This is a genomic window from Pseudomonas cyclaminis, assembly GCF_015163715.1.
GTDB classification, from domain to species: domain Bacteria; phylum Pseudomonadota; class Gammaproteobacteria; order Pseudomonadales; family Pseudomonadaceae; genus Aquipseudomonas; species Aquipseudomonas cyclaminis.
This window is the reverse complement of the sequence record NZ_JADDUM010000054.1, coordinates 1-26,931: the sequence shown is the minus strand read 5'-3', so window position 1 is coordinate 26,931 and position 26,931 is coordinate 1. Positions and strand designations below refer to the sequence as shown.

Sequence of the window (26,931 nt, the reverse complement as noted above, 5' to 3'; positions counted from 1 at the left end):
CTGCGCAGCCCAGCAGCGGGGCAAGCCCGCTCACCACAGGTTACTTTTTACCCTTGCGACTTCTTAACTGAGCCGGCATTAGGGCTTGCCCCCGATAGCGATGTGTCAGTCAAAGATGCTCCAACTGAACCACCGCCATCGGGGGCAAGCCCCTCCCACATTTTTGACCGTGTTGATCAATCCTCCAGGGCGCGAACCCGCTGCATGCGTTTCTGCTCTAACGGCACGTCAGCAGTCTGCAATTCAAAGTCAAAGTCAATCTGCGCAAACCGCCCTTGCACGCCAAACTCCCGCGCCAGTTGCTGATCGTCACTGAAGCGAATTTCAGCAATCAATTCATCCCGCGTCGCGTAGGCAAAGTCATCGTGCAGGTAGGGGTCGTCCGACAGGTTGATCTGGGTGGTCAGGTGCCGATGGCCCGGCGCCGAGATAAAGAAGTGGATATGCGCCGGCCGCTGCCCATGCCGCCCGAGCTGATCGAGCAGTTGCTGGGTCGGCCCGGTCGGTGGGCAGCCGTAGCCGGACGGCACGATGCTGCGAAAACGGTAGTTACCCTGGGCGTCGGTCTCGATGCGGCGGCGCAGGTTGAACTCCGATTGAGCGGGATCAAACCACGAGTAAGTGCCCCCGGTGTTGGCCTGCCACACATCTACAATCGCCCCGGCCAACGGCTTGCCGTCGGTGTCACGCACCTGCCCGCGCATAAACAGCGGCACCGCCGCGTCCGTCCCGTCATCCAGGCGCGCTTCGTACTTGGACAGCGGCGCACCGGCCACATACAGCGGGCCTTCGATGGTGCGCGGGGTGCCGCCGGATTTGCCGGCTTCTTCGTCGGCGGCGTCCATCAACAGGTCCAGGTAGTGCTCCAGGCCCAGCCCGGCGGCGAGCAACCCGGCTTCCTGATGCTTGCCCAGCTCGTTGAGGTAGTTGACCGCCTTCCAGAACTCTTCCGGGGTCACGTCCAGGTCTTCGATGATATTCACGGTGTCGCGCAAAATCCGGTAGATCAGCGCTTTGGTGCGCGGGTTACCGCCGTCATTGAGGTTGCCGCTGGCTTCTTCGAGAAACCGTTGGGCGTGGGCAGTCTGGGACAGTCGGGTGGACATGGTGCAATCCTCATCTTGTAATTATTGGGTGTAGAGCAGGCTCAACGGTCGTCCTCATGGATCGACGAAGGGTGTCGGCACAGGGCGTTCACTTCGATGGCCATGTAGGGATAAAGCGGCAGTTGCATCAGCAGGTCGTGCAGTTCTTGCACGCTGTCGACGTCGAACACGCTGTAGTTGGCGTAGAGCCCCGCGATGCGCCACAGGTGGCGCCATTTACCCTCCTGCTGCAGGCGCTGAGCCAGGGCTTTTTCATCAGCCTTGAGGCTGGCGGCGCGCTCGGGGTTCATGTCGACGGGCAGGTTCACGGTCATTTTTACGTGGAACAACATGGCAGGCGCCTCTTAGTGTTTATCACGGCGGAAGAACGCCAGGCGCTCTTCATCGATGGCCAGGCCCAGGCCCGGCGCGTGGGAGACATGCAGCTGGAAATCGCGGTACACCGGCGGTTCGGTGAGGATGTCTTCGGTGAGCAGCAGCGGGCCGAACAGTTCGGTGTCCCACGCCAGTTTGTTGAGGGTCAGGAACGCATGGGCCGAGGCCAGGGTGCCGATGCCGCCTTCCAGCATGGTGCCGCCGTACAAGCCGATGCCCGCCGCTTCGGCAATCGCCGCCGTGCGCAACACGGCGCGTGGGCCGCCGTTCTTGGCGATCTTGAGGGCGAATACCGACGCCGCGCCTTCACGGGCCAGGTTGAAGGCATCCTCGACACACTCGATGGACTCATCGGCCATGATCGGCGCCGGGCTCGACAGATTCAGCCGTGCCATACCGCCACGGTTGTTGCGCGAAATCGGTTGTTCGATCAGGTCGATTCCGTTGTCGCCGAGTACCTTGCAGGCACGCAGGGCGACGGCTTCATCCCAGGCCTGATTGACGTCGACGCGCACACTGGCGCGCTCGCCCAAAGCCTGTTTGATTGCGATCACATGGGCCAGGTCGCGGCCTACTTCGCCTGCGCCAATCTTCAGTTTGAAGATACGGTGGCGGCGCAGGTCGAGCATCTTTTCAGCCTCGACAATGTCCTGCTCGGTGTTGCCACTGGCCAAGGTCCAGGCCACCGGCAGCGCATCACGCACGCGACCGCCGAGCAGCTCGCTCACCGGCAGGTTCAGGCGCTTGCCCAGCGCATCGAGCAACGCACTTTCAATACCGGATTTGGCAAAGGTATTGCCGCGAACACTGCGCTCCAGGCGCAACATGGCGGCGTTGATGTTGCTGGCGTCCTGGCCGATCAACAGCGGCGCAAAGTGGCGGTCGATGTTGATCTTGATGCTGTCGGGGCTTTCGTTGCCGTAGCTCAGGCCGCCGATGGTGGTGGACTCTCCGATGCCTTCAATGCCGTCGGCGCAACGCACGCGGATGATCACCAGGGTCTGGTTTTGCATCGTGTGCATTGCCAGTTTGTGCGGGCGGATGGTGGGGAGGTCGACGATGATGGTCTCGATCGACTCGATGGCGCAAATCGGCATGGCAATACCCGTTGGGTTCTTTATAGGTTTGCGCTGATTCTGTGCCCGCTCTTTCCAAGGGGCCAATATAGAATTAGTCTCGAACAATACTCTTAAGGTATGAAAGGAGCCGTCATGGAACTGCGTCATCTGCGCTACTTCCAGGTGCTGGGCGATACCCTCAACTTCACCCGCGCCGCCGAACGCCTGCACATCGCACAGCCGCCGTTGAGCCGGCAGATCCAGCAATTGGAGGATGAGCTGGGCGTCATTCTGCTGGAACGCGGCCGGCCGCTGCGGCTGACCGAGGCCGGGCGGTTTTTCTATGAGCATGCCAATGTGTTGCTGGAACAGTTGAACAAGGTCTGCGACAGCACCCGGCGCATCGGCCAGGGTGAAAAGACCTGGCTGGGCATCGGTTTTGCGCCCTCGACCTTGTATGGCGTGTTGCCCGAGCTGATCCGGCGCCTGCGCAGCCATGAGGCGCTGGAGCTGGAATTGGGCCTGTCGGAGATGACCACCTTGCAGCAGGTTGAAGCGCTCAAGGCCGGCCGCATCGATGTGGGGTTCGGGCGTATCCGCATCGACGATCCGGCCATTGAGCAGCGCGTACTGGTGGAGGATCGGCTGGTGGCGGTGCTGCCTGCCGGGCATCCGCTGCTCACCGCACCCGCTACTCTCGCCCAACTGGCCGCCGAGCCCTTTGTGCTGTACCCCGGCAACCCGCGCCCCAGTTATGCCGACCATGTGATCGCCTTGTTCGATACCCACGGTTTGAGCCTCAAGGTGGCGCAGTGGACCAACGAGCTGCAGACCGCGATCGGCCTGGTCGGCGCGGGCATGGGCGTGACGCTGGTGCCCGCCTCGGTGCAGGTGCTGCATCGGGCGGACATCGGTTACACGCCGATTGTGGAAACCACCGCGACCTCGCCGATTATTCTCAGCCGAAGGGTGAATGATCAGTCGCCGGGGCTGAGGCATTGTTTGCAGTTGGTTGAAGAGCTGATCTGAAGGGTCAGAGACTGCGCAGGCGATTGCGCTGCAACGTCTGGCTCGGCGACTCATCAAACAACTTGCGGTACTCCGCCGAAAACCGTCCCAAGTGGGTAAAGCCCCACCCCAGGGCGATCTCGGAGATGGTGCGGATAGAGCCATGTTCAAGAATTTCCTGGCGCACCGCACCCAGTCGGTACTTCTTCAGGTAGGCCATCGGCGACAAGGCAAAGTACTTGCGGAACGCGTCGAACAGCTTGAAGCGCGACACGCCCGCGGCGGCTTCCAAATCTTCCAGGTGCACCGCTTCGCGGGCGTTGTCGTGAATGTACTGGCGCGCGCGGATCAAATAATGCGGCAGCTTCACACCGAGTACGTCACGCAGTTCCTCGGAGTAGTTATTCGGCTGGGCCAGGATCAAACCCTTGATCAGCGAGCTTTCCAGGTCGCGGGTAAACGCGGCCTGTTCGTACAGCTCGCTGCTGCGCTCCAACTCGGCGATAAAGTAGCGCGCCATGCGCCACCACGACGCCGGGGCGCCGTCCACCGCGTCCATCACGGATTCAAAGCGCAGCGGCGCGTCGATGGGCCGCTGCAGCAAACCTTCCAGGGATTCACCCATCGCCGCCCGCGTAATCACCACTTGCAGCTTGCGGCAGTCGCCGGAAATCGCCAGCACCTGGTGCTCGTTGGGCGAGATGATCACACCTTGATCGCGGTTGGAACTCAGGCGCTCACCGTTCTTGCTCAACTCCTGCTCACCCACCAGCGGCAGGCTGAGGCTGTAGCTGCTGAAGTGCTCGGCATCCTCGATGTCGATGGTCACGTCGGTGCCGTACTCGATCACACCCAACGTCGTGGCGCGGGACTTGAACACATTGGCGCTGTGGTGGAAACGCAGGCGCTCGGGGGTCGTCGTCGCCAGGCGGTGCGGCCCGCAGATGCCGGACATCCAGCTGCGGGCGCCTTCAAGGTCGAAGCGTTGGATATGGATATCGCGTGTCTGGCTGCTCATCAGGGTGCACCCACGGCGGTTAGGCGTTTGCGCGCTCTGGCGGCGCGTCGTTATCGTTGTTGAACAGCAAATTCTGCGCCACGCCGGTGGTATCGCCACTGAGTGGATAGCAACGGCCGACTATATGGATAAGTCACCGCATTTCACGTCCCTTGCGCCCTCTGACAGTAGCGCATGACGTTACCCCGCCGCACCGTGTTGGGTACTGCGCGCCCAACTTTGCGGCCCATCTTCCCCCATTAAGCGGATAGCCCGCGCCCTGCCGCGCTGCCTCTAATAAACCACCGACTAGCCCCTATCAAAAAGGTGCCTCCCATGAGTGGTGCAAGAAGCGTCGAGCAGTGGAAAAGCTTTATCGAAAGCTGCCTGGATTTTCGTCCGGCAGACGAGGTGTTCCGTATCGCCCGGGACATGTTCACCGAGCCAGAACTGTTCGACCTGGAGATGGAACTGATCTTCGAAAAGAACTGGATCTACGCCTGTCACGAAAGCGAACTGGCGAATAACCACGACTTCGTCACCCTGCGCGCCGGGCGCCAGCCGATGATCATCACCCGCGACGGCGAAGGCCAGCTCAATGCGCTGATCAACGCCTGCCAGCATCGCGGCACCACCCTCACCCGCGTCGGCAAGGGCAACCAATCGACCTTTACCTGCCCGTTTCACGCCTGGTGCTACAAAAGCGATGGCCGGCTGGTAAAGGTCAAGGCGCCGGGGGAATACCCGGAGGGTTTCGACAAAGCCACCCGCGGCCTGAAAAAGGCGCGCATCGAAAGCTACAAGGGCTTTGTGTTCATCAGCCTTGATGTGAACGGCACCAACAGCCTGGAAGACTTCCTCGGCGACGCCAAAGTGTTCTTCGACATGATGGTCGCGCAGTCCGCCACCGGTGAACTGGAAGTGCTGCCGGGCAAATCCGCCTACACCTACGACGGCAACTGGAAGCTGCAGAACGAAAACGGCCTGGACGGTTATCACGTGAGCACCGTGCACTACAACTACGTGGCCACCGTGCAGCATCGCCAACAGGTCAATACCGAGAACGGCACCGGCTCCGGCACCACACTGGACTACAGCAAACTCGGGGCCGGCGATGCGAACACCGATGACGGCTGGTTCGCCTTCAACAATGGCCACAGCCTGTTGTTCAGCGACATGCCCAACCCCTCCGTACGTTCCGGCTACAGCACCATCATGCCGCGCCTGGTGGAGGAGCACGGCCAGCAAAAAGCCGAATGGATGATGCACCGCCTGCGCAACCTGAATATCTACCCGAGCCTGTTCTTCCTCGACCAGATCAGCTCGCAGCTGCGCATCATCCGCCCGGTGGCGTGGAACAAGACCGAGATCATCAGCCAGTGCCTGGGGGTGAAAAACGAGTCCGACGCCGACCGCGAAAACCGCATCCGCCAGTTCGAGGACTTCTTCAACGTATCGGGGATGGGCACGCCAGACGATTTGGTGGAGTTTCGTGAAGCCCAGCGCGGTTTCCAGGGGCGCCTGGAGCGCTGGAGCGATATCTCCCGTGGCAGCCATCGCTGGGAAACCGGGCCCACACCGAACAGCGAAGCCATCGGCATCCAACCGGCGATGACCGGCACCGAATTCACCCACGAAGGCCTCTACGTGAACCAGCATCGCAACTGGCAGCAGTTCCTGCTCAAGGGCCTCGATAACCAAGCGCTGAAATTGCGGGAGGTGGAATGATGAATGCGCAATTGCAGTACCAGATCGAGCAGTTCTTCTACCGCAAGTCCGAGCTGTGCGATGCGCAGGACTGGGACGCCTATGTACAGCTGTTCGACCCGCAGAGTGAATTCCACCTGCCGCAGTGGGACTCGGAACACGTCTACACCCGCGATCCCAAGCGCGAGATGTCGCTGATCTATTACGCCAACCGTTCGGGCCTGGAAGACCGCGTATTCCGCCTGCGCACCGGCAAGGCGGCGTCGGCCACGCCGATGCCGCGCACGTTGCACCTGATCAACAACGTGCGCATCGCCGAGCAGGCGGATGGCACGCTGGAGGTGAAACTGAACTGGCACACGCTGTTCTATCGCCTGGCCACGTCGGAGCAGTTTTACGGCCACGCCACTTACACCCTCAAGCCTGATGGCGACAGTTGGTTGATCACCCGAAAGCACGCGCTGCTGCTCAACGACACCATCAACTCGGTGCTGGATTTCTATCACCTCTAAAGCGCCCTCGCTGTGGTGGTGAGCGGGCTTGCCCCGCTCACCACCACAGCCCGTGCGTACGTCATAAATAGGTGGGGAACTACACATGAATCACAAAGTGGCCTTCAGTTTTGCCGACGGCAAGACCCTGTTTTTCCCGGTGGGTGCGAATGAAATCCTGCTGGATGCAGCGCTGCGCAACGGCATCAAGATCCCCTTGGATTGCCGCGAAGGGGTGTGCGGCACCTGCCAGGGTCGCTGCGAATCCGGCGATTACACCCAGGATTATGTGGACGACGAAGCGCTTTCGAGTCTCGACCTGCAACAGCGCAAGATGCTCAGTTGCCAGACGCGGGTGAAGTCCGACGCCACTTTTTACTTCGACTTTGACTCAAGCCTGTGCAATGCGCCGGGGCCGGTGCAGGTGCGCGGGACGGTCAGCAAAGTGCAGCAGGTGTCGGCCAGTACAGCGATTCTTAAAGTGCAATTGGACGCGCCGCTGGAGTTTCTGCCCGGCCAATATGCACGCCTCGCGGTGCCCGGCACGGACAGTTGGCGCTCCTACTCGTTTGCCAACCTGGCGGGCAATCAGTTGCAGTTCCTGATCCGCCTGCTGCCCGATGGGGTGATGAGCAACTATCTGCGCGAGCGCTGCCAAGTCGGCGATGAACTGCTGATGGAGGCACCGCTGGGTGCGTTCTACCTGCGGCACGTTACTCAAGCGCTCGTGTTGGTCGCCGGCGGCACCGGGTTGTCGGCGCTGCTGGGCATGCTCGATCAACTGGCCGCCACGGGCTGCGAGCAGCCGGTGCATCTCTACTATGGCGTGCGCGGCGCCGAAGACTTGTGCGAAGCCGCACGCATCGCGGCCTACGCAGCGAAACTGCCGGGTTTTCGCTACACCGAAGTCCTCAGCGACGCCTCGCCCGACTGGCCCGGCAAGCGCGGCTACCTCACCCAACATTTCGACCTGGCCGAATTGCGGGACAGATCGGCGGATATGTATGTGTGCGGCCCCCCTCCGATGGTCGAATCCATCCAACAATGGCTGACGGATCAGGCACTTGATGGCGTTCAGCTGTATTACGAAAAGTTTACGCAGAGTAATATCTGACTCCTCAGCACTTCTGAGGGGCGTGTGCGGCGTGCAATCAACCCCAAGAAAACAAGTAGAAGGGAATGTTAATGGCGGATGACATGGTTAACCCGGTAGGCCTCAAGCGTGGCCTGAAGAACCGGCACATTCAGCTGATCGCCTTGGGAGGGGCGATTGGCACGGGGTTGTTCCTCGGCTCGGCCGGGGTGCTCAAGTCGGCGGGTCCGTCGATGATCCTGGGCTACGCGATTGCAGGTTTCATTGCCTTCCTGATCATGCGCCAGCTCGGCGAAATGATCGTCGAAGAGCCGGTGGCTGGCTCCTTCAGCCACTTCGCACACAAATACTGGGGCGGCTACGCGGGCTTCCTGGCCGGCTGGAACTACTGGGTGCTCTACGTGCTGGTGGGCATGGCCGAACTGACGGCCGTGGGCAAGTACATCCAGTTCTGGTGGCCGGAGATCCCGACCTGGGTCAGCGCGCTGGTGTTCTTTGTCGCGGTGAACCTGATCAACACCCTGAACGTGAAGTTCTTCGGTGAAACCGAGTTCTGGTTCGCGATCATCAAGGTGGTGGCGATTGTCGGCATGATCGTGCTCGGCTGCTACCTGCTGTTCAGCGGCACCGGCGGCCCGCAAGCGTCCGTCAGCAACCTGTGGAGCCACGGCGGGTTCTTCCCGAATGGCGGCATGGGGCTGTTGATGTCGATGGCGTTCATCATGTTCTCGTTCGGTGGCCTGGAGCTGGTAGGCATCACCGCCGCCGAAGCCAGCGAACCGCGCAAGGTGATCCCCAAAGCGATCAACCAGGTGGTCTACCGGATCCTGATTTTCTACGTCGGCGCCCTGACCGTACTGCTGTCGCTGTACCCATGGGACCAACTGCTGCAAACCCTCGGCGCGTCGGGCGACGCGTACAGCGGCAGCCCGTTTGTGCAGATCTTCTCGCTGATCGGTAACGACACCGCTGCGCACATCCTCAACTTCGTGGTGCTGACTGCGGCGCTGTCGGTGTACAACAGCGGTGTGTACTGCAACAGCCGCATGTTGTTCGGCCTGGCCGAGCAAGGTGATGCGCCCAAGGCGCTGATGAAGCTCAACAAGCAAGGCGTGCCACTGCGGGCCCTGGCGATTTCCGCATTGGTGACGATGCTGTGCGTGGTGGTCAACTACGTGGCGCCGCAAAGCGCCCTGGAGTTGCTGTTTGCGCTGGTGGTTGCGTCGCTGATGATCAACTGGGCGCTGATCAGCATCACCCACATCAAGTTCCGCAAGGCCATGGGCGAGCAAGGCGTGACGCCGTCGTTCAAGACCTTCTGGTTCCCGTTCAGCAACTACCTGTGCCTGGCGTTCATGCTGATGATCATCAGCGTGATGCTGGCGATCCCGGGGATTCGCGAGTCGGTGTATGCGATGCCGGTGTGGGTGGGGATTATCTATGTTGCCTACCGGTTGCGGGTCAGAAAGGCCAAGATGGCAGTCGCCTGATTACTGACTGATAGCCAATAAAAAGCCCCGGAATTCCGGGGCTTTTTGTTTACAGGGTTGACCGTACTCGCCACAGTTCTGGGAACAGCACGGTGTCGAGCATCTTGCGCAAATAGCCCACGCCTTCGGTGCCGCCAGTACCCGGCTGGAAGCCGATAATCCGCTCCACCGTGGTCACATGCCGGAAGCGCCACTGGCGGAACGAATCCTCCAGGTCGATAAACTTCTCGGCCAACTGGTACAAGTCCCAATACCGGTTCGGATCGCGATACACCTCGCGCCACGCCGCCTCCACCGACTCGTCGTGCACGGTCGCTGCGGTCGGGTCACGCTCGGCACGTTTCGGATCAATCGCCAGGCCCGCCTTGATCATCAGGTTGATCGCTTCGTCATACAGCGACGGCGTGGCAATCGCCACTTTCAACTCGTTCAACAGCTCCGGCCGATGGGCGTGAGGCCGCAACAGCGCCGCGCTTTTATTGCCGAGGATAAATTCGATCTCACGGTACTGGAACGACTGGAACCCTGACGATTGCCCCAGGAACGGGCGGATCGCCTTGTATTCCGACGGGGTCATGGTCGCCAGCACGGCCCACGCGTGAACCAGTTGGTCAAAGATCCGCGACACCCGCGCCAGCATCTTGAACGCCGGCGGCAACTCACCCAGGCGCACATGTTCGCGGGCGGCCTTGAGTTCGTGGAGCATCAGTTTCATCCACAGCTCAGAGGTCTGGTGCTGGATGATGAAGAGCATTTCGTTGTGGTCTGGCGACAGCGGGTGCTGGGCGCTGAGGACTTTGCCCAGGTCCAGGTAGTCGCCATAGCTCATGGACTCGGAAAAATTCAGTTCGGCGTTATGCCATTCTTCCGGCGGTTGGTAATCAGCAGAAAACGGACATTGGCTCATCGCGTGGGCTCCTTGAGCGGGCGCAGAATGGCGCGGACCGGGCTGGCGTCCAGGTTGGCAAAGCGTAGCGGCAGGGCGATCAGTTCATAGTCGCCCTCGGGGACGTCATCGAGCACGATGCCTTCGAGAATCGCCATACCATGCCGGGCCACGGCGTTATGGGAATCCATGGTCTTGGACTGTTGCGGGTCCAGCGAGGGCGTGTCGATACCGATCAGGCGCACGCCCAGGCTGGCGAGCAGCTCAATGGTCTGCGGCGCAATGGCGGTGAAGTCCGGGTCCCACTGCGTCAGTGGCGCTTGTGGATAAGTGCGCAACAACACCCGCTCCGGCAGGTTATCCACACGGCCTTCCAGTTGATGCGGTTGCACCAGCGCGCCACTGCCGAGGCAATGCAGCACCCGGCAGGGGCCCATGTACACATCCAACGACACCTCGCCGATCGGCGCGCCGTCTGCGCTGTAGTGCAGCGGCGCATCCACGTGCGCGCCGGTGTGCGGCGACAAGGTAACGCGCCCCACGTTCACCGGGCACTCCGGGCCAAACTGCCAGACGCGCTCTTCCTGGAACGGCGTATCACCCGGCCAGGTCGGGGTCGCCGTACTCAAGGGTGGGCTGATGTCCCACCACGTTTTTATTGGGTTCATTTGAAGGCTCTCGGCGGTTACTGGAGTGAATGATACGAGGGCCAGCTGTGAATTTTCTTGCGAATTCTGGCGCGAGGCGGGAAATCTTTCGCACTTACTGCGAGGAAATGGCTAATTCGTGAATGGATATGTCAAATCCACCGGCCTGCGCTTCTGGGCATCCCGATGTCGAGTTCAGACCACTGGCACAACGCTCAAGGCCTTAGGGTGCATCTTTCCATTCCCTGCCTCGGAGCCATCATGTCCACGCCCATCACCGTACTGCGCGACACCCATCCCCTGCCGGTCCTGGATGCCTGCAAATGGGAGAAACTCGAAGGCGACCCGCACACCGTCAACCTCAACGCCTACACCAGCGAAGACGGCAGCAAGATCATGGGCACCTGGATCTGCACCCCGGGCAAGTGGTACGTGGACTACGTGAAATGGGAATACTGCCACTTCCAGGAAGGCTACTGCATCATCACCCCTGAAGGGATGGAGCCGATCCATTTGCGGGCTGGGGATATCTTCGTAGTGGAGCCAGGGATGAAGGGGACGTGGGAAGTGGTTGAGACAGTGCGTAAGTATTTCGTCTTCGCCTGATTGCTTCTTGTAGTGAGCGGGCTTGTCCCGCGCTGGGTGGTGAAGCCGCCCCAAAATAAAACAAAACGCCGCATTTCTTCAGACAGAATGCGGCGTTTTTGTTGGGGCGGCTTCGCCACCCAGCGCGGGACAAGCCCGCTCACTACAGGTAAGCCTTATTTGGGCTTGCGATAGCTGTTGATGATCGCCGAGAAGTCCTTGCCCCCTTCCCCACGCTGGCTCATCGATTGGTACAACTGCTGGGCCACGGCGCCCAGGATCACGGGTTGTTTCGCCTGGCGCGCCGCTTCGGTGGCCAATCCCAAATCCTTGAGCATCAGGTCGGCACCAAACCCGCCGGTATAACCCCGGGATGACGGCGCGGTTTCGATCACGCCCGGCCATGGGTTGTAGGTGTCCGAACTCCAGCAGCGCCCGGTGGAGCTGTTGATGATCCCGGCCAGCACTTGGGTGTCGATGCCCAGCGCATCGCCCAGCGCCATGGCTTCGCTGACGCCGACCATGCTGATGCCCAGCAGCAGGTTGTTGCAGATCTTGGCGATTTGCCCGGTGCCCACAGCGCCACAGTGCACGATGTTGCGGCCCATCTGCGCCAGCACCGGTTGCAGGGTGGCGAACAGTTCCGGGGTGGCGCCGACCATGAACGTCAGGGTGCCGGCTTGCGCACCGCCAGTGCCACCGGAAACCGGCGCGTCTGCCATCACCACGCCTTGCCTGGCCGCCGCTGCCGCCACGTCGCGGGCGGTTTGCGGGTCGATGGTGCTGCAATCCACGGCAGGTACGCCGTTGCCGATCCCGGCCAATACACCGTCTTCATTCAGCCACACGCTGCGCACATGGGCGGCGGCGGGTAGCATTGTGATGACCAGTTCAGCGCCTTGGGCCGCATCACGCGGCGAGTCGCTGATGCTGCCGCCCAGCTCGGCGAGTTCCTTGAGTACCGTCTGGTTCAGGTCAAACAGATTCAGCGCGTGGCCAGCCTTGATCAGGTTGCGGGCCATGGGCGCGCCCATGTTGCCCAGGCCGATAAATGCAATCTTCATGGTCGTCTCCCGGAATCAGCGCAGGTTGATGGTGGTGTTCACGCCATCGTTGACTGTGTCGTCATCGAACCAGCGGCTGGTGACGGTTTTGGTCTGGGTGTAGAACTGCACCACTTGCTTGCCATACGGACCGAGGTCGCCAAGCTTGGAGCCACGGGAGCCGGTGAAGCTGAAGAACGGCACCGGCACCGGGATCGGGATGTTGATGCCGACTTGGCCTACATCGATTTCACTCTGGAACTTACGCGCCGCTGCACCGCTTTGGGTGAACAGGCCAGTGCCGTTGCCGAACGGGTTGGCGTTAACCAGCGCGATGGCCTGGTCGAGGGTGTCGACTTCCAGCACCACCAGCACCGGGCCGAAGATTTCCTGGGTGTAGATCTGCATATCGGTGGTCACACCGGAGAACAGGGTCGGGCCGACAAAGTTGCCGTGCTCGAAGCCCGGCACCTGGATGTCACGGCCGTCCAGCTCCAGCTTGGCGCCTTCTTTCACGCCGCTTTCGATCAACTCCAGGATGCGGGCCTTGGCACGTTTGGAAATCACCGGGCCCACGTCAGTCCCGGCTTCGCTGCCGGCATTGACCTTGAGTTTCAGCGCCAGCGCCTTGAGATCCGGCAGCCACTGCTTGGCCGCGCCCACCAGCACCACCACCGAGGTGGCCATGCAACGCTGGCCCGCTGCGCCGAAACCGGCACCGACCAGGGCGTTGAGGGTGTGTTCACGGTTGGCATCCGGAAGCACAACGGCGTGGTTCTTGGCGCCCATCATCGATTGCACGCGTTTGCCATGCTTGCCGGCCAAGTCGTAGACATGCGTGCCGACGGCGGTGGAACCCACGAAGGACACGGCCTTGATGTCTTTATGGGTGCACAGCGCATCCACTACATCCTTGCCGCCGTGCACCACGTTGAGCACGCCTGGCGGCACACCGGCTTCCAGCGCCAGCTCTACCAGCAGCAGGGTCGACAGCGGGTCTTGCTCGGAAGGCTTGAGTACGAAGGTGTTACCGCAGGCGATGGCCATCGGGAACATCCACAGTGGGATCATCGCCGGGAAGTTGAAGGGGGTAATACCGGCGCATACGCCGATGGGTTGGCGCAGGGTGTAGGTGTCCACACCGCCCGCGACGTTTTCAGCGAATTCGCCCATCTGCAAAGTACCGATGGAGCACGCGTGCTCGACCACTTCCAGGCCACGGAAAATATCACCCTCGGCGTCGGCAATGGTCTTACCCTGCTCGGCGCTGAGGACTACGGCGATGCGCTTGGAATGCTCACGGATCAGGGCTTGCAGCTTGAGCATGATGCGCATGCGCGCGCCGATCGGCGTCAGCTTCCAGGTCTGGAAGGCGCGATGGGCGGCGTCGATGGCGGCGTTGACTTCATCGGCCGTGGCAAACGGGACTTTGGCCAGCACCTCTTGGGTGGCCGGGTTGACGATGTTTTGCCATTGGGTGGTCCTGGACTCGACCCACTCGCCGTTGATCAGCAACTTGACCTGTTTAACGGAAATATCGGCAGATGCGTTCATGTGGTCTCCAACTCTTATATTTATGTAGAGACAAGGCGCGTGAATCGCCTTGAAGAATGAGGCGTTCGGACTGTTTTTGGAGTATAGATGTGCAAATCTCTAATAAGAACGCACATAAAAGCCGGTCCAATATGCAAAAAAACATCACATCGTTGGGCTCCCTGAACTGGGACGACCTGAAGTTTTTCCTCGAAGTGGCCCGCACCCGCAAGGCCAGCGTCGCTGCCAAACGCCTGGCGGTGGACTACACCACCGTGTCGCGGCGCATCAGTTCATTGGAAGTGTCCCTCGGCACGTTGCTGTTCGAAAAATCCCGGACCAACGGCTTTGTCCTCACCCCCGAAGGCCAGCGCCTATTGGGTTACGCCGAGTCCATCGAAAGCACCTTGCACATGGCCTGCGAGCAAGTCTCCGGTTCCGGCGTGGCGCTGTCCGGTCACGTGCGCATGGGCTGCACCGAAGGCTTTGGCAGCTTCTTCGTGACCCCGCAGTTGAGCCACTTCGTCGACACCTACCCGGCCATCTCGGTCGACATCCTGCCCCTGCCTCACTTCATCAGCCTGTCCAAGCGCGAAGCCGACATCGTCATCGCCCTGGAACGCCCGGAACATGGGCCGTATGTGTGCTGCAAACTGTGCGACTACAAATTGCAGCTGTACGCGACCCAGGACTACCTCGACCAACACCCGCCCATCCGCAAACCTTCGGATTTGGTCGAGCATCCGTTTATCAGTTATGTGGATGACCTGGCGTTCAGCTCGGAGCTGTTGTACCTCGCGAACGTAGTGCCCGGCGCCAGCGCGAGCTTGCGCAGTACCAGCGTGATAGCGCAGTACGTCGCGGCGCAGCAAGGCCGGTCGATGGCGATCCTGCCGTGCTTTTTGGCGGCGCAGGATCCACGGTTGTTGCCGGTTTTGGGGGAGCAGATTGCGATTACGCGGCAGTTCTGGATGTATTGCCGGGAGGACTTGCGCAAGCTGAAGCGGATTACGTTGTTGTGGGATTACATCCGGGAAGTGACGGAGCAGAATCAGGGGTTGTTGATGGGGGAGACGCGGGAGATCAGGTTTGCGGATTAAAAGGCCAGCAACGACGTGAGATGAGCAAGGCGGTGGTGGATAACTCGAGCCAGGCGATGACGCCCTCAGTTAAATGTGGGAGGGAGCAAGCCCCCTCCCACACTTTGATTGCACTTCAAGTTGAGAGGGGTGAGGCGACTCAATCCGCGATCACTACAATCGACACCCGACGATTCTCCGTGCGCCCCGCCGCCGTGGCGTTGGACGCCACGGGTTCGGCGCTGCCCAACCCGCGCAGTTGGATGTTTTCTTCTTTCATGCCCACGCCTTGCAGCACCGTGGCGACGCTTTTGGCGCGGCGCAAGGAGAGTTGTTGGTTATAGATTTCCTTGCCCGAGGCATCGGTGTGGCCGTCGACGCGGACGCGTTCGATGCCCACGCCCAGCAGGGCTTTGCCGATGCGTTGGACGATGTCGGTGCTGGGCTGGTTGAGGGTTTCGACATCGCTGCCGAACAGTACTTTGCCCGACAGGCCGAATGCCCAGCCTTCGTCGGTGAGTTCAAAACCTTGCTGTTTAAGGACCGCGATCTGCGCCGGGGTCAGGCCTTTGGGTGGGGCTGTCTGGCAACCGCCGAGGGCAAGGAAAGCCACCAGCAATGAGATGAATAAAACGCGCGCGGTCGAGAACAAGGGATCAACTCCTGTGTTGAGTGTTGACGGTAGAGTGCTCCGACTCTGCCGTTTGCTGGCCGCCCTGAGAAAACCGTTTGGCCTGGTACATCGCCGCGTCAGCGGCATTGAGCAAGGTGCCGGGGGTGACACCATGATCGGGATAAATGGCGATGCCAATGCTGAGGGAGGTCAACACCTGGGTATTGCCCGGCACGGCAATCGGCAGGTCCATGCTGGCGATGATCTTGTCGGCGATGCGCTGGGCATCCTCCACTTTGTGCAACGGCGCCAGCAGGATGGCGAACTCATCACCGCCCAGGCGCGCCACCAGGTCATCGTCACGCAGTTGCGCACGCACGCGGTCGGCGACGGCCACCAGCACGGCATCGCCAGCGGCATGGCCGAAGTTGTCGTTGATGTCTTTGAAGCGGTCACTGTCGAGGAACAACACGGCGACGCGCTCGTTGACCTTGGCGGCGCTGCGCAGTGCGCGGATCAGCCGGCCTTCGAAGAACGCCCGGTTGGGCAGGCCGGTGAGGCTGTCGTGGTTGGCCTGGTGGGCGAGGGTTTCGTTTTCGCTTTGCAGATGGCTTTGCCAGGCTTCCATCTCGCCGAGCAAGGCATTGAAGTCGCTGCCCAGGCTGTCGAGTTCGGCGATCCGCGCCGGCGGCACGCGACGGTCGAAGTCGCGTTCGCTGCGCGCAGCGTGGGCCACGGCCGCGAGGCTTTGCAACGGCCCGGTGATGCCCTTCAGCAGGCGGCGCGCCAGGTGCAGGGCAACCCAGGCGCTGAGGACGGTACAGATCAGGATGCCCGCCAGCCCGCTGAGCAGGAAACGCAGCAAACTGCCACCGTGGCCGGTCAAGTGGATGCTGCCGATGGTGCGGCCCTGGTGCAGGATCGGCTGGCTGATGGGCTGTTCAAGCAGGGTATGCGCCAGCGCCAGTTCAACCCGCGAGAGCATGCCGGTTTCCGGGCGTTCCCAATGTGCCAGCAGCCTGCCGCTGGCATCGAACACATCGGCCTGGGCCACTTCTTCCGTAGAAGCAATCAGGCTAAGGGCCTCGGTGGCCGCGGCGCGGTCGTTGAACACTACCGCCGCTTCGACGGTGTAATTGATGGAACGTGCGATCAGATGCAGGTTGTGTTCGGCGTAGACCCGCAGCGCCAACACGCCGAGCAGGGTCAGAGACACGCTGGCCAGGGTCACGGCAACCAGCGCCAGGATCAGGTGCCCTCGGCCAATGACCGAGCGCAGGGTGGGGCGCACAATCACGGCTGTCATGAGGCCGGCGCCCGGCGACGGGACAGTTGCAGCACACTGGGGTGGATACGCACGCCGCTGCGCGCCACCGAGTCGAGGTTGACCTCGAACGACACTTGCTCATCGCCCACCCGCAGGCAGAACAGGCTGCCGACGGTGCACTGGTCGCCGCCTTCGCTGATGCTGAGCACCGGGTGACCGATCAGCGAGGCAAACAGGCGGCTGCGTTCATCCGTGCTGAGTTTGCCGATGTACACGGCGTCGCAGGCGCTGACGATGTCGGGATGGTCGGCCAACAGTCGCCGCACCACCACCGGACGGCCGGTGGCTTGGGTGGTGCCTTTGATCAGGTCGTCGGTGTATTGGGTCGGGCCGACGATGCACAAGCGCAACTGCGCAGGCTCCACGGGCCAGCGGGCATAGCTGAGGATGCCGAGGACCACTTGGGTGACGGCCTGGGCGCGTTGGTCAGCCGGGCCTGGGGCCTCGGCAAATACGCGGGGCGCCAGCAGCCACAAAACCGCCACAAGCAGCAGGCGTCTCCAGCTCAAACTTCGCTCTGTGGGCGAGACGGCCACGTTCATGCAGCGATACTCTCAGGTGTTTTCGGAGTGATGCCGCAACGATAGCACAGCCTCAGAAATTTCTGACTCCTGGCCCAACTCCAGCATCAACCCACTCAAGCGTTTGACCTTGCGTCGCACGGCCTCTTCAAACACTCCGCCACGGGGTTCGATCAGGCTGAACCAGCGCTTGGCGCGGGTGATGCCGGTGTAGATCAGTTCCTTGGTCAACACCGGGTTCAAGGCGTCCGGCAGGATCAACGCGGTGTGGGTGAATTCCGAGCCTTGGGATTTGTGCACGGTCATGGCGTACACGGTTTCCACATCATTCAAACGGCTGGGCAGTACAAATCGCACGCCGCCTTGCCCGTCGTTACGTGGGAAAGCGACACGCAACACCGGGTCGCCGCCGTCACTTTCGGGCAGCTTCAGGGCGATGCCGATGTCGCCGTTCATCAGCCCCAGGCCGTAATCGTTGCGCGTCATCAGCACCGGGCGGCCTTCGTACCATTGTTCGTCACCCTCGATCAGCCGCACTTTGCGCAAGGCTGCGGTGATGCGCAGGTTCAGTCCTTCCACGCCCCAAGGGCCTTTGCGTACGGCGCAGAGCAGTTGGAACGCATCGAAGGCTTGCAGCAGTTGTTGCGCCCAGTGGGTCCAGGCGAGGTTGTCGCGTGGGGTGTCGAGGGCGGGACGTGCGCTGTGCAGCAGGTTGAGGTAATAGCGATAACCCTCAGCGCCATCGCCCTGCCCGTCCAGCACCAGGCGTTCCAGGGCATGGTCGTGCTCACCTTTGAGGCTGACACAGAACAGGTCGCTGTGACTGCGAGCGGCCAGCAGCTTGCGGGCCTCTTCGGCGTTTTGCTGATTGACCCAGCGTGCCAGTTGGCCGATGCCGCTGCCTTCGCCGAAACGCCGCGAGTAACGCAGCATTACCACTTGCTGAGCCAGGGGATGGCTGCCGTCGAGGTCTTCTTGCAGGCCGCTGGCGTCGAGGTCTTCACCGCTGACGGCTTGCAGCCATTGGCGAGTCTGGGGGCTGTACCAGCCGGCTTCGGCGTCGCGGCACAAATCACCGAGTACGGCGCCGGCCTCCACCGAGGCGAGTTGGTCTTTGTCGCCCAGCAGCACCAGGCGCGCATGGGGCGGTAACGCGTCGAGCAGGTTGGCCATCATTTCCAGGTCGATCATCGAGGCTTCGTCCACCACCAGCACATCCAGGGGCAACGGATTGCCAAGGTGATGACGGAAGTGTCGGGTGCCGGGGCGACTGCCCAGCAAGCGGTGAACAGTGGTGACCTGGGTCGGGATCTTTTCCTTCACGTTTTCCGGCACTTTCAGCGACAGCACTTGCTGGCTGATGGATTCGGTCAAACGTGCGGCAGCTTTACCGGTGGGCGCGGCCAAGCGGATACGCAACGGGCTGCCGGTTTCCACTGCGGGTGCTTGTAACAGGGCGAGCAGGCGCACCACGGTGGTGGTCTTGCCGGTGCCGGGGCCGCCGGTGACGATGCTGAAAGCACCGCGCGTGGCCAGGGCGCAGGCAAGTTTTTGCCAGTCAATCACGCCATCGGGCGCCGGCTGGTCAAACAGGCCGTTCAAGCGTTGGGGCAAGTCGGCCGCGACGGTTTCCTGGGTCGCCAGGCGCAGGCGCAGGGCGGTGTCGATGCGCCGTTCGTAGGTCCAGTAACGGCGCAGGTACAGGCGTTTGCCCGACAGCACCAAGGGACGACTGTGCGCCGACTCGCTGCCATCCAACGCCAGGGCGACCAACGGGCTGGCGGCCAGCGCATGGCACCAGTGGGCGCCATCGAGGCCGTCGAGCAACTGCGACGGTAGCAGCATGGCGCCGGTTTGCAGGTCGCCTTCGGGCGGCAGGGACAAGGCAAAGTCCGGCGCCTTGAGGGTTTCAAACAGGTCCAGACACACATGGCCGTGGCCCAGTTGGTGGCTGGTCAGGGCGGCCGCCAACAACACCAGCGGGTCGGCGTGTGGGTCGAGTTCGTGCAGGAAGCCGACAAAGGCTTTGTCCAACGCCCGCAGCCAGCCGCGATCAACCCAACGGTCCAGCAAGTGGAGCAGGTCAGCGGCGCGGTTCAGAGGCTCCAGCGCCTCCAGCGGTAAGGGCGACAGGCTCATAACAACACTCCTTGTTCCCAGGCGGGCTCAACCTTGGGCGGGATGGGCTTGCCCTGGAACAACAGGTCCAGGCCTTCGATCAGCTCACGCGGCGGCCGCGTGAAAAACGCGCCTCGGCTGACGGCTTGGGTGCCGCGCAGGAATACATACAGCGCGCCGCCGACGTGGCGGTCGTAGTCGTAGTCCGGCAGACGCGCCTTGAGTTGGCGATGCAGGGCCAGTAGGTAAAGGACATATTGCAGGTCGTATCGATGCTCAAGGATCGACTGTTCCATGGCCGCTTGCGTGTAGGCCAAATCGTCAGGGCCGAGCCAGTTGGATTTGTAGTCAGCCACGTAGTAGCGGCCGTCGTGTTCGAAGGTCAGGTCGATAAAGCCTTTGAACATGCCGTTGAGCAGCACCGGTTCGGCAGCCACGCGGGAGACGCCGTTATGGGTGTGCTGGCACACCAGTTTGTCGAGGGCGAGCACGTCGACTTTATGGCTGGCGAACCAGAACTCCATTTCGATCTGGTACTGCTGCAGGCTGCTCAGGGTGACGTGGTCGTTATCCACCGGCAGCGGCGTTTGCAGCAAGTGCCCCAGCCAATCGCTGAGGGTGATGATCCAGCCTTCCCAGTTGCGGCGATTGCAGCGCGCGCCGACGGCGTTTTCGATGGCGTCCGGCGTCACATTGAAGCTTTCTTCACCCGCCCATTCCAGCAGGCCGTGAAGAAAGGTCCCAGGGTTAGGACCGCGTGGGAAACGGTGAATATCGCCGCCGGACGCCGCTACTTCACGCGGCGCGTCAGGGTCGAGGCGTTCGTCATCAAACAGCTTTTGCGCTTGTGGGCTTTCGGGCGCTTCGAGGCTGGCAACACTCATGCTTTCACCAATACGCAAGGCGCTGTAGGAGGCGATCCACCAGTTTTCGGCAGCCTTGCGTTTGGGCAGCAGCGGCGCGAGCAAGGTCGCTTGGTTGCGCGGCGGGTGGAACACGATGTCCTGGGACTCGGGCACGTGTGCATAGTGGATGGCCGGGCAGCCTTCCTGCAGGTCCAGCAGCCAGCGCGCCAGGCCGGCTGACTCACCCAATGCAGCACCGGCGCCGAGCAGGTAGCCCAGCGCCGACAGGTGCAATACCGAGCTGCTGCTGTTACCGCGCTTGAGGTCGCCAACGCCAAGCCAGCAGGCGTGTTTGGCGCGGGTCAGGGCCACGTAGAACAAACGCAGGTCTTCGGCCAGACGCTCGTCATCAGCCTGGGCGATCAACTCAGGCGTAGGGCGCAGGCTGACATGGGACTTGCCGTGTTCGTCATGGTAATGCAGCGGCAGGCGACTGCCGTCCACCGGCTTGGCCGAGCAGATGAAGGGCAGGAAGACCAGGTCGTACTCCAGGCCCTTGGACTTGTGGATGGTCACGACCTTGACCAGTTGCTCATCGCTTTCCAGGCGCAGGATCTGCTCTTCGCCGGCCTGGCCCGATAACGCGAGCTGTTCGGCCAAGTGGCGGATCAGTGCCTGTTCGCCGTCCAACTCGGACGCGGCCTGTTGCAGCAGTTCGCTGAGGTGCAGCAGGTTGGTCAGCACCCGTTCGCCGTCGCTGCGGGCGATCAGGGCTTGCGGCAGTTTGAAGTCGTGCAGCAGACGGCGCAGCATCGGCAGCACGCCTTGGGTGCGCCAGATCATACGGTAGCCACGGAACTGCATCACGCGGGCTTCCCACGCCAGCTCGTCCTGGTTCAGACGCTCCAGTTCCGGCAGTGACAGGTTCAGGGTGACGCATGCCAGAGCGGCGCGCAGTGGGCGCTCAACGTCCGGCTCGGCGCAGGCCTTGAGCCAGGCCAGCAGGTCGTGGGCCTCCTGGGCGGCGAACACTGAATCCTTATCGGACAGGTACACGCTGCGCACACCGCGGGCGGCCAGCTCGGCGCGCACGGCTTGGGCTTCCTTGCCGTCGCGCAACAGAATGGCAATGTCTGACGGCAGTACGCCGTCGAAGCGGTCGTCCGGTTGTAAGAAACCGGCCGTACCCTGCTGGCCACCGTTGAGCAATTCGACGATCTGCGTGGCACACGCGGCGGCCAATTGCTGACGGTACACAGCATTGGAAACAGGCTGGTCGGTGGGCAGGTGCCAGAGGTTCATCGCTGGCAATGTTTGACCATCGACCTGCAGCTTTTCCTTACGGCCTTGGGATAGCACCGGGTGGAACGGCACCGGGTTTTCGCCTGTCGGTTCGCGGAACAGGAACGCGCCCCGGCCCGTTTCTGCGCGCTGGAACACATGGTTCACCGCCTCGACCATCGCATGGCTGGAACGGAAGTTGGTGCCCAGGGTGTGGTGACGCCCAGTGGTGGACTGGCGGGCGCGCAGGTAGGTGTAGATGTCGGCGCCACGGAACGCGTAGATCGCTTGCTTGGGGTCGCCGATCAGGAACAGGCCACTGTCGAGATGATTTTCTTCGATGCGGTAAATGCTGTCGAAGATGCTGTATTGCACCGGGTCCGTGTCCTGGAATTCGTCGATCAGGGCCACCGGGAATTGCTCGCGGATCACGTTGGCCAGACGCTCGCCGCCCTCTGCTTGCAGGGCAGCGTTGAGGCGGATCAGCATGTCGTCGAAACCCATTTCGGCGCGACGGCGTTTTTCTTCTTCGAAGCGTTTGCCCACCCAGCCGGCGGCGTGTTGCAACACGGCGGCGTCGGGGGTTGGCAGGGCGTCGAGAGCGGCTTTGAGGCCGGCCATGGCCTCGATACCGGGGTGCTGCGGCGGGTCGCCCTTCCAGGCTTCGGCCATACCGTCGGGGGTCAGGCGGGTGAAGCCGGTGCCGATGTCCAGTTGCTCAAGGGTTTCATCGGCAGCCCAGGCACTGATTTTTTCGAACCAGGGCTCAAAGTAACGCGCTGCATCTTGCGGCGTCGACGGTTTTGGCGGCCACGGCTTGCAGGCAGATATCGCGCAGCTCTGCTGCCCAATGCTGCCACGGTGCCTTGAGTTGTATCAGGGCTTCTCGGCGCTCTTGCAGACAGGCGTTGATCAGTTCCGCTGGCTCACGGGTTTCATCAGCAGGCCGTTCGCTGCCAAACAGTGCGCGCACCCGAGGCATCAGGGCGGCGGGTCCGCCCCAGTTGTTGCGCACCCAGTTGAGCGCATCGTCATGCATCGGGTAACAAAACAGCCGCCAGTAGTCGCGCAGCACTTCGCCAAGCAGGTCGCTGTGGTCGGTTTCCAGGGTTTGGGTGAACAGGCTGCCGCTGTCGAATGCGTGTTCGCGCAGCATGCGCTGGCACCAACTGTGGATCGTGGAAACCGCCGCTTCGTCCATCCACTGAGCGGCGATGTCCAGGCGGTTGGCGCAGGCGGACCATTGTTCGGGCAGGTATTGCGCGCGCAGGTCGGCGATCAACGCGTCAGGTTGTTCAATCTCATCGCGGAAGAAGCGTGCGGCTTCGGCCAGCCGAATGCGGATACGCTCGCGCAGTTCTTTGGTGGCGGCATCGGTAAAGGTGACGACGAGGATTTGCGGTGGCAGCAACTCGCGACCGAACCCGGATTCCTGACCACCATGACCCAGCACCAGGCGCAGGTACAGGGCGGAAATAGTGAAGGTCTTGCCGGTGCCGGCGCTGGCTTCGATGAGTTGGCTGCCACGCAGCGGGAAGGCCAGGGCCAAGGGTTTGCTGCTCATGCGCCGGCCTCCTCGCCTGTGAGTGATCGCCATGGGGCGTTGATCAGGGGTCGATACAGGGTTTCGCACCAGCCTTCGAATTCTTCGCTGGCAATCAAGGCAGCGTAATCAGGGAATTGCCGGGTGAGCGCCGGGGTTTCGCGGCGTTCGCCGTCGGTGGTCAGGCCGTCGCCTTCATAGGCTTTGCTCGCTGCGGCATGGGCTTTGGCCGGGTCGGTTTGGCTGAGCCAGGCGAAGGCGGTTTTGACGGCGACCGGCAGCGGTTTTCTCATTGCGCTGTGCCAGGCCAGCAGCAGGTTGCGGAGGATTTCCTGGGCGGCGGGTTTATCCAGCGGCGCCAGTAGCAACGTGTCGTCACTGGCCACCAAACCGGTGCTCAGCGGCAGGCCACAGGCACACGCCACGACATGGTTGACCCAAGGACGGATCAGTCGATGCCACTTGCGTGTCTTGGTCGACCCGATGCTATTGGGGATGGTGGTGACACTCAGCAATCCACCATCACTGCGTCGATGCAGGCCGCTGATCCAGCCTTCGAGCGCAATACCTTGATGCTCAAAACTGATCGGCTCAGCGCCGGAGTGCGGGGTGGGCCAGAGGGCCAGCAACTGTTGGTAGCGTTGCAGCAGGCCGGGCAAGGGCTCGATCAGTTCGTTGCGCAAGCATTCGCCGAAACCGACCATGGGCAGCAAGCCACTCCCTTGCAGACGCAAGGCCTGGGCGTTGAGGGCCAGGTCGAGGTGATCGGGTTGGGACAGCGCCGCATTCAACAGGCTGTCGCTCAGGCTGTAGCGTTGCAGCGCATCAAGGACGAACGGTTCTTCATCGGCCAGGGGTACTTCGGCGGCTTCGAAGAACACTTTCAGTCGCTGGCTGAAGAAGTGCTTGACCGGGTTGCGTAGGAAATCCTGCAACTGGCCGAGGCTCAGGGGTTCTTCCTGATGGTGTGGTGCCAAATCGTCTTGTTCAGGCGTGGCGACCTGCATCTCATGAAGTAACTGCCATTCGCGGGCGTAGCTGAACAGCGGATCGCCTGCGTGGAAGTAGCGGGCGCTGAAGGGTTGGAGTGGGTGTTCCTGGGTCATCGCTTCGAGCAGTGGTTGTTCTGCTCGTGCGTTATGCCAGCCGCTGGCGATATGGTCGCGCAGTTGGCCGATCAGGACGGAGGCCGGGCGCTCGCTGTTATCGCGGATGCTGCGGCCGACCCAACTGATGTAGAGCTGGTCGCGGGCCGACAGGAGGGCTTCGAGGAGCAGATAACGGTCGTCTTCGCGGCGCGAACGATCGCCGGGACGGTAGTCGCTGCCCATCAGGTCGAAATCCAGCGGGGGTTGGGCACGTGGGTAATCGCCGTCGTTCATACCGAGCAGGCAAACCAGCTTGAACGGGATCGCACGCATCGGCATCAAGGTGCAAAAATTGACAGCACCGGCGAGGAAACGCTGGGATAGACGGCCTTGGTCCAGGCCGGCGAGCCAGGCTTCGCGGACTACGGTGAGCGGTAACTCGTCCTGTAGGCCAACTGACTCGCAGGTTTCCAGCCAGGTTTCTCTGAGCTGCTCAAGCTGACCCAACAGGAAATCGTCGTGCTCGCTGCTGGGCAGAAAGAACAGTTGCATCAGGCGTTGCAGACGTTCGCCCCATTCGTGGGGAGCCGCTGGTTGTGACAGGGCCTGATGGGCATCGCTGAGCGCGTCGAGCAACGCCACTAGCGGTCCGATCAAGGCCGCATCGAGCCCGCCGATTTCGTCGTAAGGTTCGATACCTTCGCAGGCAGCGCCGGTGCCGACGGCATAACCCAGCAGCATACGGCGAAGACCGAAACGCCAGCTGTTCTGCTCCAGCTCGCTTGGCAAGCCGAGGCCGGCGCGTTGTTCGGCGTTGAGGCCCCAACGGATACCAGCACCTTCGATCCAGCGGTGCAACGTGGGCAGGTCGCGTTCCTTGATGGCAAAGCGTTCGCGCAAGGCCGGGACGTCGAGCAGGTCAAGAACTTCGCTGACGGGGAAGCGGCTGTCGGGGAGTTTTAACAAGTGTTCGACGGCGATCAGCAGAGGATCGCGGCCACGTTGGCCTTGGTCGGTCAGGGTGAAGGGGATGAAGCGTGGATCGTTTCTTTCCAACTGGCCGAATACCGCACGGATATGCGGTGCGTAGCTGTCTACGTCGGGGACCATGACGATGATGTCCCTTGGGCGAAGTGTGGAGTCGGCGCTGAAACGTTGGAGCAATTGGTCGTGGAGAATTTCCACTTCGCGCTGGGCACTGTGGGCGATGTGGAAGCGAATTGAGGTGTCACGCGCCAGGTCGACTGCGGGCCATAGGTCGCGAGTTTCATTGAGTGGACGCAGTTCGAGGATATCGTCCTGGAGTTGGTTGAGCAGCGTGGTGGGTTCGCTTTCGCTGAACAGATCGATGCGTCCATCACGGAAGGCAGCGCGGTAACTGTTGGGATCGTCGTAACTGTCCAGCAGGCTGATGTAGTCGCGGCCTTGTTTGCCCCAGGCGGCGAGTAACGGGTGGGCGTGTTGGTGCAGGGTCTGCGGGTCGATGGTGACCGGCATGCCGGCTTTGCGCGCTTGGCGTTTGTATTCGTTACGCAGTAGATCTTTATCAGCGACGATGTCGGACCAATGGTGGCGGCAAGGGTTGTGCACGCACAGCAAGACTTGGCTGAAACGGGCCAGGCCGGCCAGTGCTTCGAGTGCCTGGGCGGGCAAAGAAGAAATCCCGAAGACAATCACCCGCGAAGGCAAGCCCTTAGGCGCCTCTTCAAGGGTATTGATACGTTCGATGAAACGCTGGTGAACGCCAGCGCGGCTTTCGGCCATGCCCTCTTCACCGACGTCCAGGAGCAGCGCGCGCCATAGCTCGGCTTGCCAGCAGTTGGCAGGATTGAGCGGCTTGGATTCCCCTCGACCATTGCGCAATTGGTGGCGGCCGGCTGCCCAGTCTTCCAGCCAGTCGGCACGGTAGACCTGATATTGGTCGAACAGATCGGCCAGGCGTTCCGCTAGCTGGTAGCGTTTACGCAGGTCTGTGTCGTTAGTCAGAAAGCGCTGCAATGGCTCGAAGTGCGGCTGACCGATCAGTTCAGGGAGCAGGCGCATCAAGCGCCAGGTGAGCGGAGCTTTATCGAGCAGGGACTTGGGGGGGGATTTCGTCACGTCCCAGGACCATGCGATAGAGCTGCCACATGAAGCTGCCGGGGAGCTGAACATCGATGGCGGCGGCGATTCCGCAGCCGCCCATATCGTCGTCTTCCGGGTCTTCAGCCAGGGCCAGTTTGAGCCACTGGGCAATCCCGTTGCTTTGTACCAAGGCGATTTCGTTTTCCAGGGGCGCCAAAGGATAACGGCGCATCCAGCTCACCACCAGGCTGCGCAGTTCGTCCAGCCGATTGCCGTGAACCACCATGAATCCAGCACTGAGGGACGTCGCATCCGGCATAACGGCTTCCTTGGGAAAAACAAAATCGAGGCATGGACTTTAGCACTGAAGATGGCCGAGATGACCGCTTCAGCCTTTTCCGAGCGCCCAAAACAAAACCCCTGTTTGCGTTAG

Annotated in this window: 19 protein-coding genes and 2 pseudogenes; 7 read left to right on the top strand and 14 right to left on the bottom strand. The window is 61.7% G+C overall.

Annotated features, from left to right (window positions below):
- Positions 1–176: 176 nt before the first annotated feature.
- From catA to IQK56_RS09010, 3 genes are read right to left on the bottom strand one after another with little or no spacing between them, the layout of a single operon-like run.
- Complete coding sequence (gene catA, locus IQK56_RS09020; RefSeq protein WP_193864225.1) at positions 177–1,106, bottom strand: catechol 1,2-dioxygenase; 930 nt, start codon at positions 1,104–1,106, stop codon at positions 177–179.
- Positions 1,107–1,147: 41 nt separating this feature from the next.
- A complete protein-coding gene (catC, locus tag IQK56_RS09015; RefSeq protein ID WP_122305072.1) occupies positions 1,148–1,438 on the bottom strand; it encodes a muconolactone Delta-isomerase in 291 nt (96 codons plus the stop codon).
- 12 nt (positions 1,439–1,450) lie between these two features.
- On the bottom strand, positions 1,451–2,578 hold the full coding sequence (locus tag IQK56_RS09010) for a muconate cycloisomerase family protein (RefSeq protein ID WP_150762529.1): 1,128 nt from the start codon (positions 2,576–2,578) through the stop codon (positions 1,451–1,453).
- A gap of 114 nt (positions 2,579–2,692) precedes the next feature.
- On the opposite strand from IQK56_RS09010, the gene IQK56_RS09005 reads away from it, so the two are divergent.
- Positions 2,693–3,568: a LysR family transcriptional regulator gene (locus IQK56_RS09005; RefSeq protein WP_122307160.1), complete on the top strand. Its 876-nt coding sequence runs from the start codon at positions 2,693–2,695 to the stop codon at positions 3,566–3,568.
- A gap of 4 nt (positions 3,569–3,572) precedes the next feature.
- Here the strand turns inward: IQK56_RS09005 and IQK56_RS09000 are convergent, their stop codons facing one another.
- Positions 3,573–4,565 carry an AraC family transcriptional regulator gene (locus IQK56_RS09000; RefSeq protein WP_150676756.1) on the bottom strand — a complete coding sequence of 331 codons (993 nt, stop codon included), beginning with the start codon at positions 4,563–4,565 and terminating at the stop codon, positions 3,573–3,575.
- A gap of 315 nt (positions 4,566–4,880) precedes the next feature.
- Between IQK56_RS09000 and antA the strand changes: the two genes are divergently transcribed.
- From antA to IQK56_RS08980, 4 genes are all read left to right on the top strand, one after another.
- Positions 4,881–6,272, top strand: coding sequence for an anthranilate 1,2-dioxygenase large subunit (gene antA / locus IQK56_RS08995; protein ID WP_122307158.1), 1,392 nt, complete (start codon positions 4,881–4,883; stop codon positions 6,270–6,272).
- On the top strand, positions 6,272–6,763 hold the full coding sequence (antB, locus tag IQK56_RS08990; protein WP_150676768.1) for an anthranilate 1,2-dioxygenase small subunit: 492 nt from the start codon (positions 6,272–6,274) through the stop codon (positions 6,761–6,763). Before antA ends, antB begins: the two co-directional genes overlap by 1 nt.
- An 85-nt stretch (positions 6,764–6,848) precedes the next feature.
- Positions 6,849–7,856 (top strand): anthranilate 1,2-dioxygenase electron transfer component AntC, encoded by a 1,008-nt coding sequence (gene antC / locus IQK56_RS08985; protein WP_150762528.1) that lies wholly within the window; start codon positions 6,849–6,851, stop codon positions 7,854–7,856.
- Positions 7,857–7,927: 71 nt separating this feature from the next.
- A complete protein-coding gene (locus tag IQK56_RS08980) occupies positions 7,928–9,325 on the top strand; it encodes an amino acid permease (protein ID WP_150676759.1) in 1,398 nt (465 codons plus the stop codon).
- 49 nt (positions 9,326–9,374) lie between these two features.
- Here the strand turns inward: IQK56_RS08980 and kynA are convergent, their stop codons facing one another.
- Together kynA and kynB are read right to left on the bottom strand one after the other, a co-directional pair.
- Positions 9,375–10,232: a tryptophan 2,3-dioxygenase gene (gene kynA / locus IQK56_RS08975; RefSeq protein WP_015885870.1), complete on the bottom strand. Its 858-nt coding sequence runs from the start codon at positions 10,230–10,232 to the stop codon at positions 9,375–9,377.
- A complete protein-coding gene (gene kynB, locus IQK56_RS08970; RefSeq protein ID WP_122307153.1) occupies positions 10,229–10,879 on the bottom strand; it encodes an arylformamidase in 651 nt (216 codons plus the stop codon). The genes kynA and kynB overlap by 4 nt, the downstream gene beginning before the upstream one ends.
- A 240-nt stretch (positions 10,880–11,119) precedes the next feature.
- Between kynB and IQK56_RS08965 the strand changes: the two genes are divergently transcribed.
- Entirely contained in the window at positions 11,120–11,464 is a 345-nt protein-coding gene (locus tag IQK56_RS08965) for a cupin domain-containing protein (RefSeq protein WP_032885568.1), read from the top strand.
- A gap of 155 nt (positions 11,465–11,619) precedes the next feature.
- On the opposite strand, the gene mmsB is transcribed toward IQK56_RS08965, so the two are convergent.
- The gene (gene mmsB, locus IQK56_RS08960) at positions 11,620–12,507 is read right to left on the bottom strand and encodes a 3-hydroxyisobutyrate dehydrogenase (protein ID WP_099587228.1); all 888 of its coding nucleotides are present in this window, start codon (positions 12,505–12,507) and stop codon (positions 11,620–11,622) included.
- A gap of 15 nt (positions 12,508–12,522) precedes the next feature.
- Positions 12,523–14,040 (bottom strand): CoA-acylating methylmalonate-semialdehyde dehydrogenase, encoded by a 1,518-nt coding sequence (locus IQK56_RS08955; RefSeq protein ID WP_193864264.1) that lies wholly within the window; start codon positions 14,038–14,040, stop codon positions 12,523–12,525.
- 131 nt (positions 14,041–14,171) lie between these two features.
- Here IQK56_RS08955 and IQK56_RS08950 point away from each other — a divergent pair, with 131 nt between their 5' ends.
- Positions 14,172–15,119, top strand: coding sequence for a LysR family transcriptional regulator (locus IQK56_RS08950; protein WP_193864265.1), 948 nt, complete (start codon positions 14,172–14,174; stop codon positions 15,117–15,119).
- Between the two features lie 139 nt (positions 15,120–15,258).
- Here the strand turns inward: IQK56_RS08950 and yfiB are convergent, their stop codons facing one another.
- The 6 genes and pseudogenes from yfiB to recC form a co-directional block, all read right to left on the bottom strand.
- Positions 15,259–15,750 carry an outer membrane lipoprotein YfiB gene (gene yfiB / locus IQK56_RS08945; protein WP_193864266.1) on the bottom strand — a complete coding sequence of 164 codons (492 nt, stop codon included), beginning with the start codon at positions 15,748–15,750 and terminating at the stop codon, positions 15,259–15,261.
- Between the two features lie 4 nt (positions 15,751–15,754).
- Positions 15,755–17,017: a diguanylate cyclase DgcN/YfiN gene (gene dgcN, locus IQK56_RS08940; RefSeq protein ID WP_150762470.1), complete on the bottom strand. Its 1,263-nt coding sequence runs from the start codon at positions 17,015–17,017 to the stop codon at positions 15,755–15,757.
- The gene (gene yfiR, locus IQK56_RS08935; protein ID WP_150762471.1) at positions 17,014–17,580 is read right to left on the bottom strand and encodes a regulatory sequestration protein YfiR; all 567 of its coding nucleotides are present in this window, start codon (positions 17,578–17,580) and stop codon (positions 17,014–17,016) included. The genes dgcN and yfiR overlap by 4 nt, the downstream gene beginning before the upstream one ends.
- A gap of 12 nt (positions 17,581–17,592) precedes the next feature.
- Positions 17,593–19,698 (bottom strand): exodeoxyribonuclease V subunit alpha, encoded by a 2,106-nt coding sequence (recD, locus tag IQK56_RS08930; RefSeq protein WP_193864267.1) that lies wholly within the window; start codon positions 19,696–19,698, stop codon positions 17,593–17,595.
- Positions 19,695–23,367: pseudogene (recB, locus tag IQK56_RS08925) on the bottom strand (exodeoxyribonuclease V subunit beta). The gene recD and the pseudogene recB overlap by 4 nt, the downstream one beginning before the upstream one ends.
- Positions 23,364–26,817 (bottom strand): annotated as a pseudogene (gene recC / locus IQK56_RS08920) (exodeoxyribonuclease V subunit gamma). Before recC ends, recB begins: the two co-directional pseudogenes overlap by 4 nt.
- Positions 26,818–26,931 lie beyond the last annotated feature (114 nt).

Excerpts from the sequence above, each read along its gene's own strand:
- IQK56_RS08955 (WP_193864264.1), bottom strand. The coding sequence starts at position 14,040 with ATGAACGCATCTGCCGATATTTCCGTTAAACAGGTCAAGTTGCTGATC.
- IQK56_RS08950 (WP_193864265.1), top strand. The coding sequence starts at position 14,172 with ATGCAAAAAAACATCACATCGTTGGGCTCCCTGAACTGGGACGACCTG.
- recD (WP_193864267.1), bottom strand. The coding sequence starts at position 19,698 with ATGAGCCTGTCGCCCTTACCGCTGGAGGCGCTGGAGCCTCTGAACCGC.
- antB (WP_150676768.1), top strand. The coding sequence starts at position 6,272 with ATGAATGCGCAATTGCAGTACCAGATCGAGCAGTTCTTCTACCGCAAG.
- dgcN (WP_150762470.1), bottom strand. The coding sequence starts at position 17,017 with ATGACAGCCGTGATTGTGCGCCCCACCCTGCGCTCGGTCATTGGCCGA.
- catA (WP_193864225.1), bottom strand. The coding sequence starts at position 1,106 with ATGTCCACCCGACTGTCCCAGACTGCCCACGCCCAACGGTTTCTCGAA.
- IQK56_RS09005 (WP_122307160.1), top strand. The coding sequence starts at position 2,693 with ATGGAACTGCGTCATCTGCGCTACTTCCAGGTGCTGGGCGATACCCTC.
- kynB (WP_122307153.1), bottom strand. The coding sequence starts at position 10,879 with ATGAACCCAATAAAAACGTGGTGGGACATCAGCCCACCCTTGAGTACG.
- IQK56_RS09000 (WP_150676756.1), bottom strand. The coding sequence starts at position 4,565 with ATGAGCAGCCAGACACGCGATATCCATATCCAACGCTTCGACCTTGAA.
- IQK56_RS08965 (WP_032885568.1), top strand. The coding sequence starts at position 11,120 with ATGTCCACGCCCATCACCGTACTGCGCGACACCCATCCCCTGCCGGTC.
- antC (WP_150762528.1), top strand. The coding sequence starts at position 6,849 with ATGAATCACAAAGTGGCCTTCAGTTTTGCCGACGGCAAGACCCTGTTT.
- catC (WP_122305072.1), bottom strand. The coding sequence starts at position 1,438 with ATGTTGTTCCACGTAAAAATGACCGTGAACCTGCCCGTCGACATGAAC.
- IQK56_RS09010 (WP_150762529.1), bottom strand. The coding sequence starts at position 2,578 with ATGCCGATTTGCGCCATCGAGTCGATCGAGACCATCATCGTCGACCTC.
- yfiR (WP_150762471.1), bottom strand. The coding sequence starts at position 17,580 with ATGAACGTGGCCGTCTCGCCCACAGAGCGAAGTTTGAGCTGGAGACGC.
- mmsB (WP_099587228.1), bottom strand. The coding sequence starts at position 12,507 with ATGAAGATTGCATTTATCGGCCTGGGCAACATGGGCGCGCCCATGGCC.
- antA (WP_122307158.1), top strand. The coding sequence starts at position 4,881 with ATGAGTGGTGCAAGAAGCGTCGAGCAGTGGAAAAGCTTTATCGAAAGC.
- IQK56_RS08980 (WP_150676759.1), top strand. The coding sequence starts at position 7,928 with ATGGCGGATGACATGGTTAACCCGGTAGGCCTCAAGCGTGGCCTGAAG.
- kynA (WP_015885870.1), bottom strand. The coding sequence starts at position 10,232 with ATGAGCCAATGTCCGTTTTCTGCTGATTACCAACCGCCGGAAGAATGG.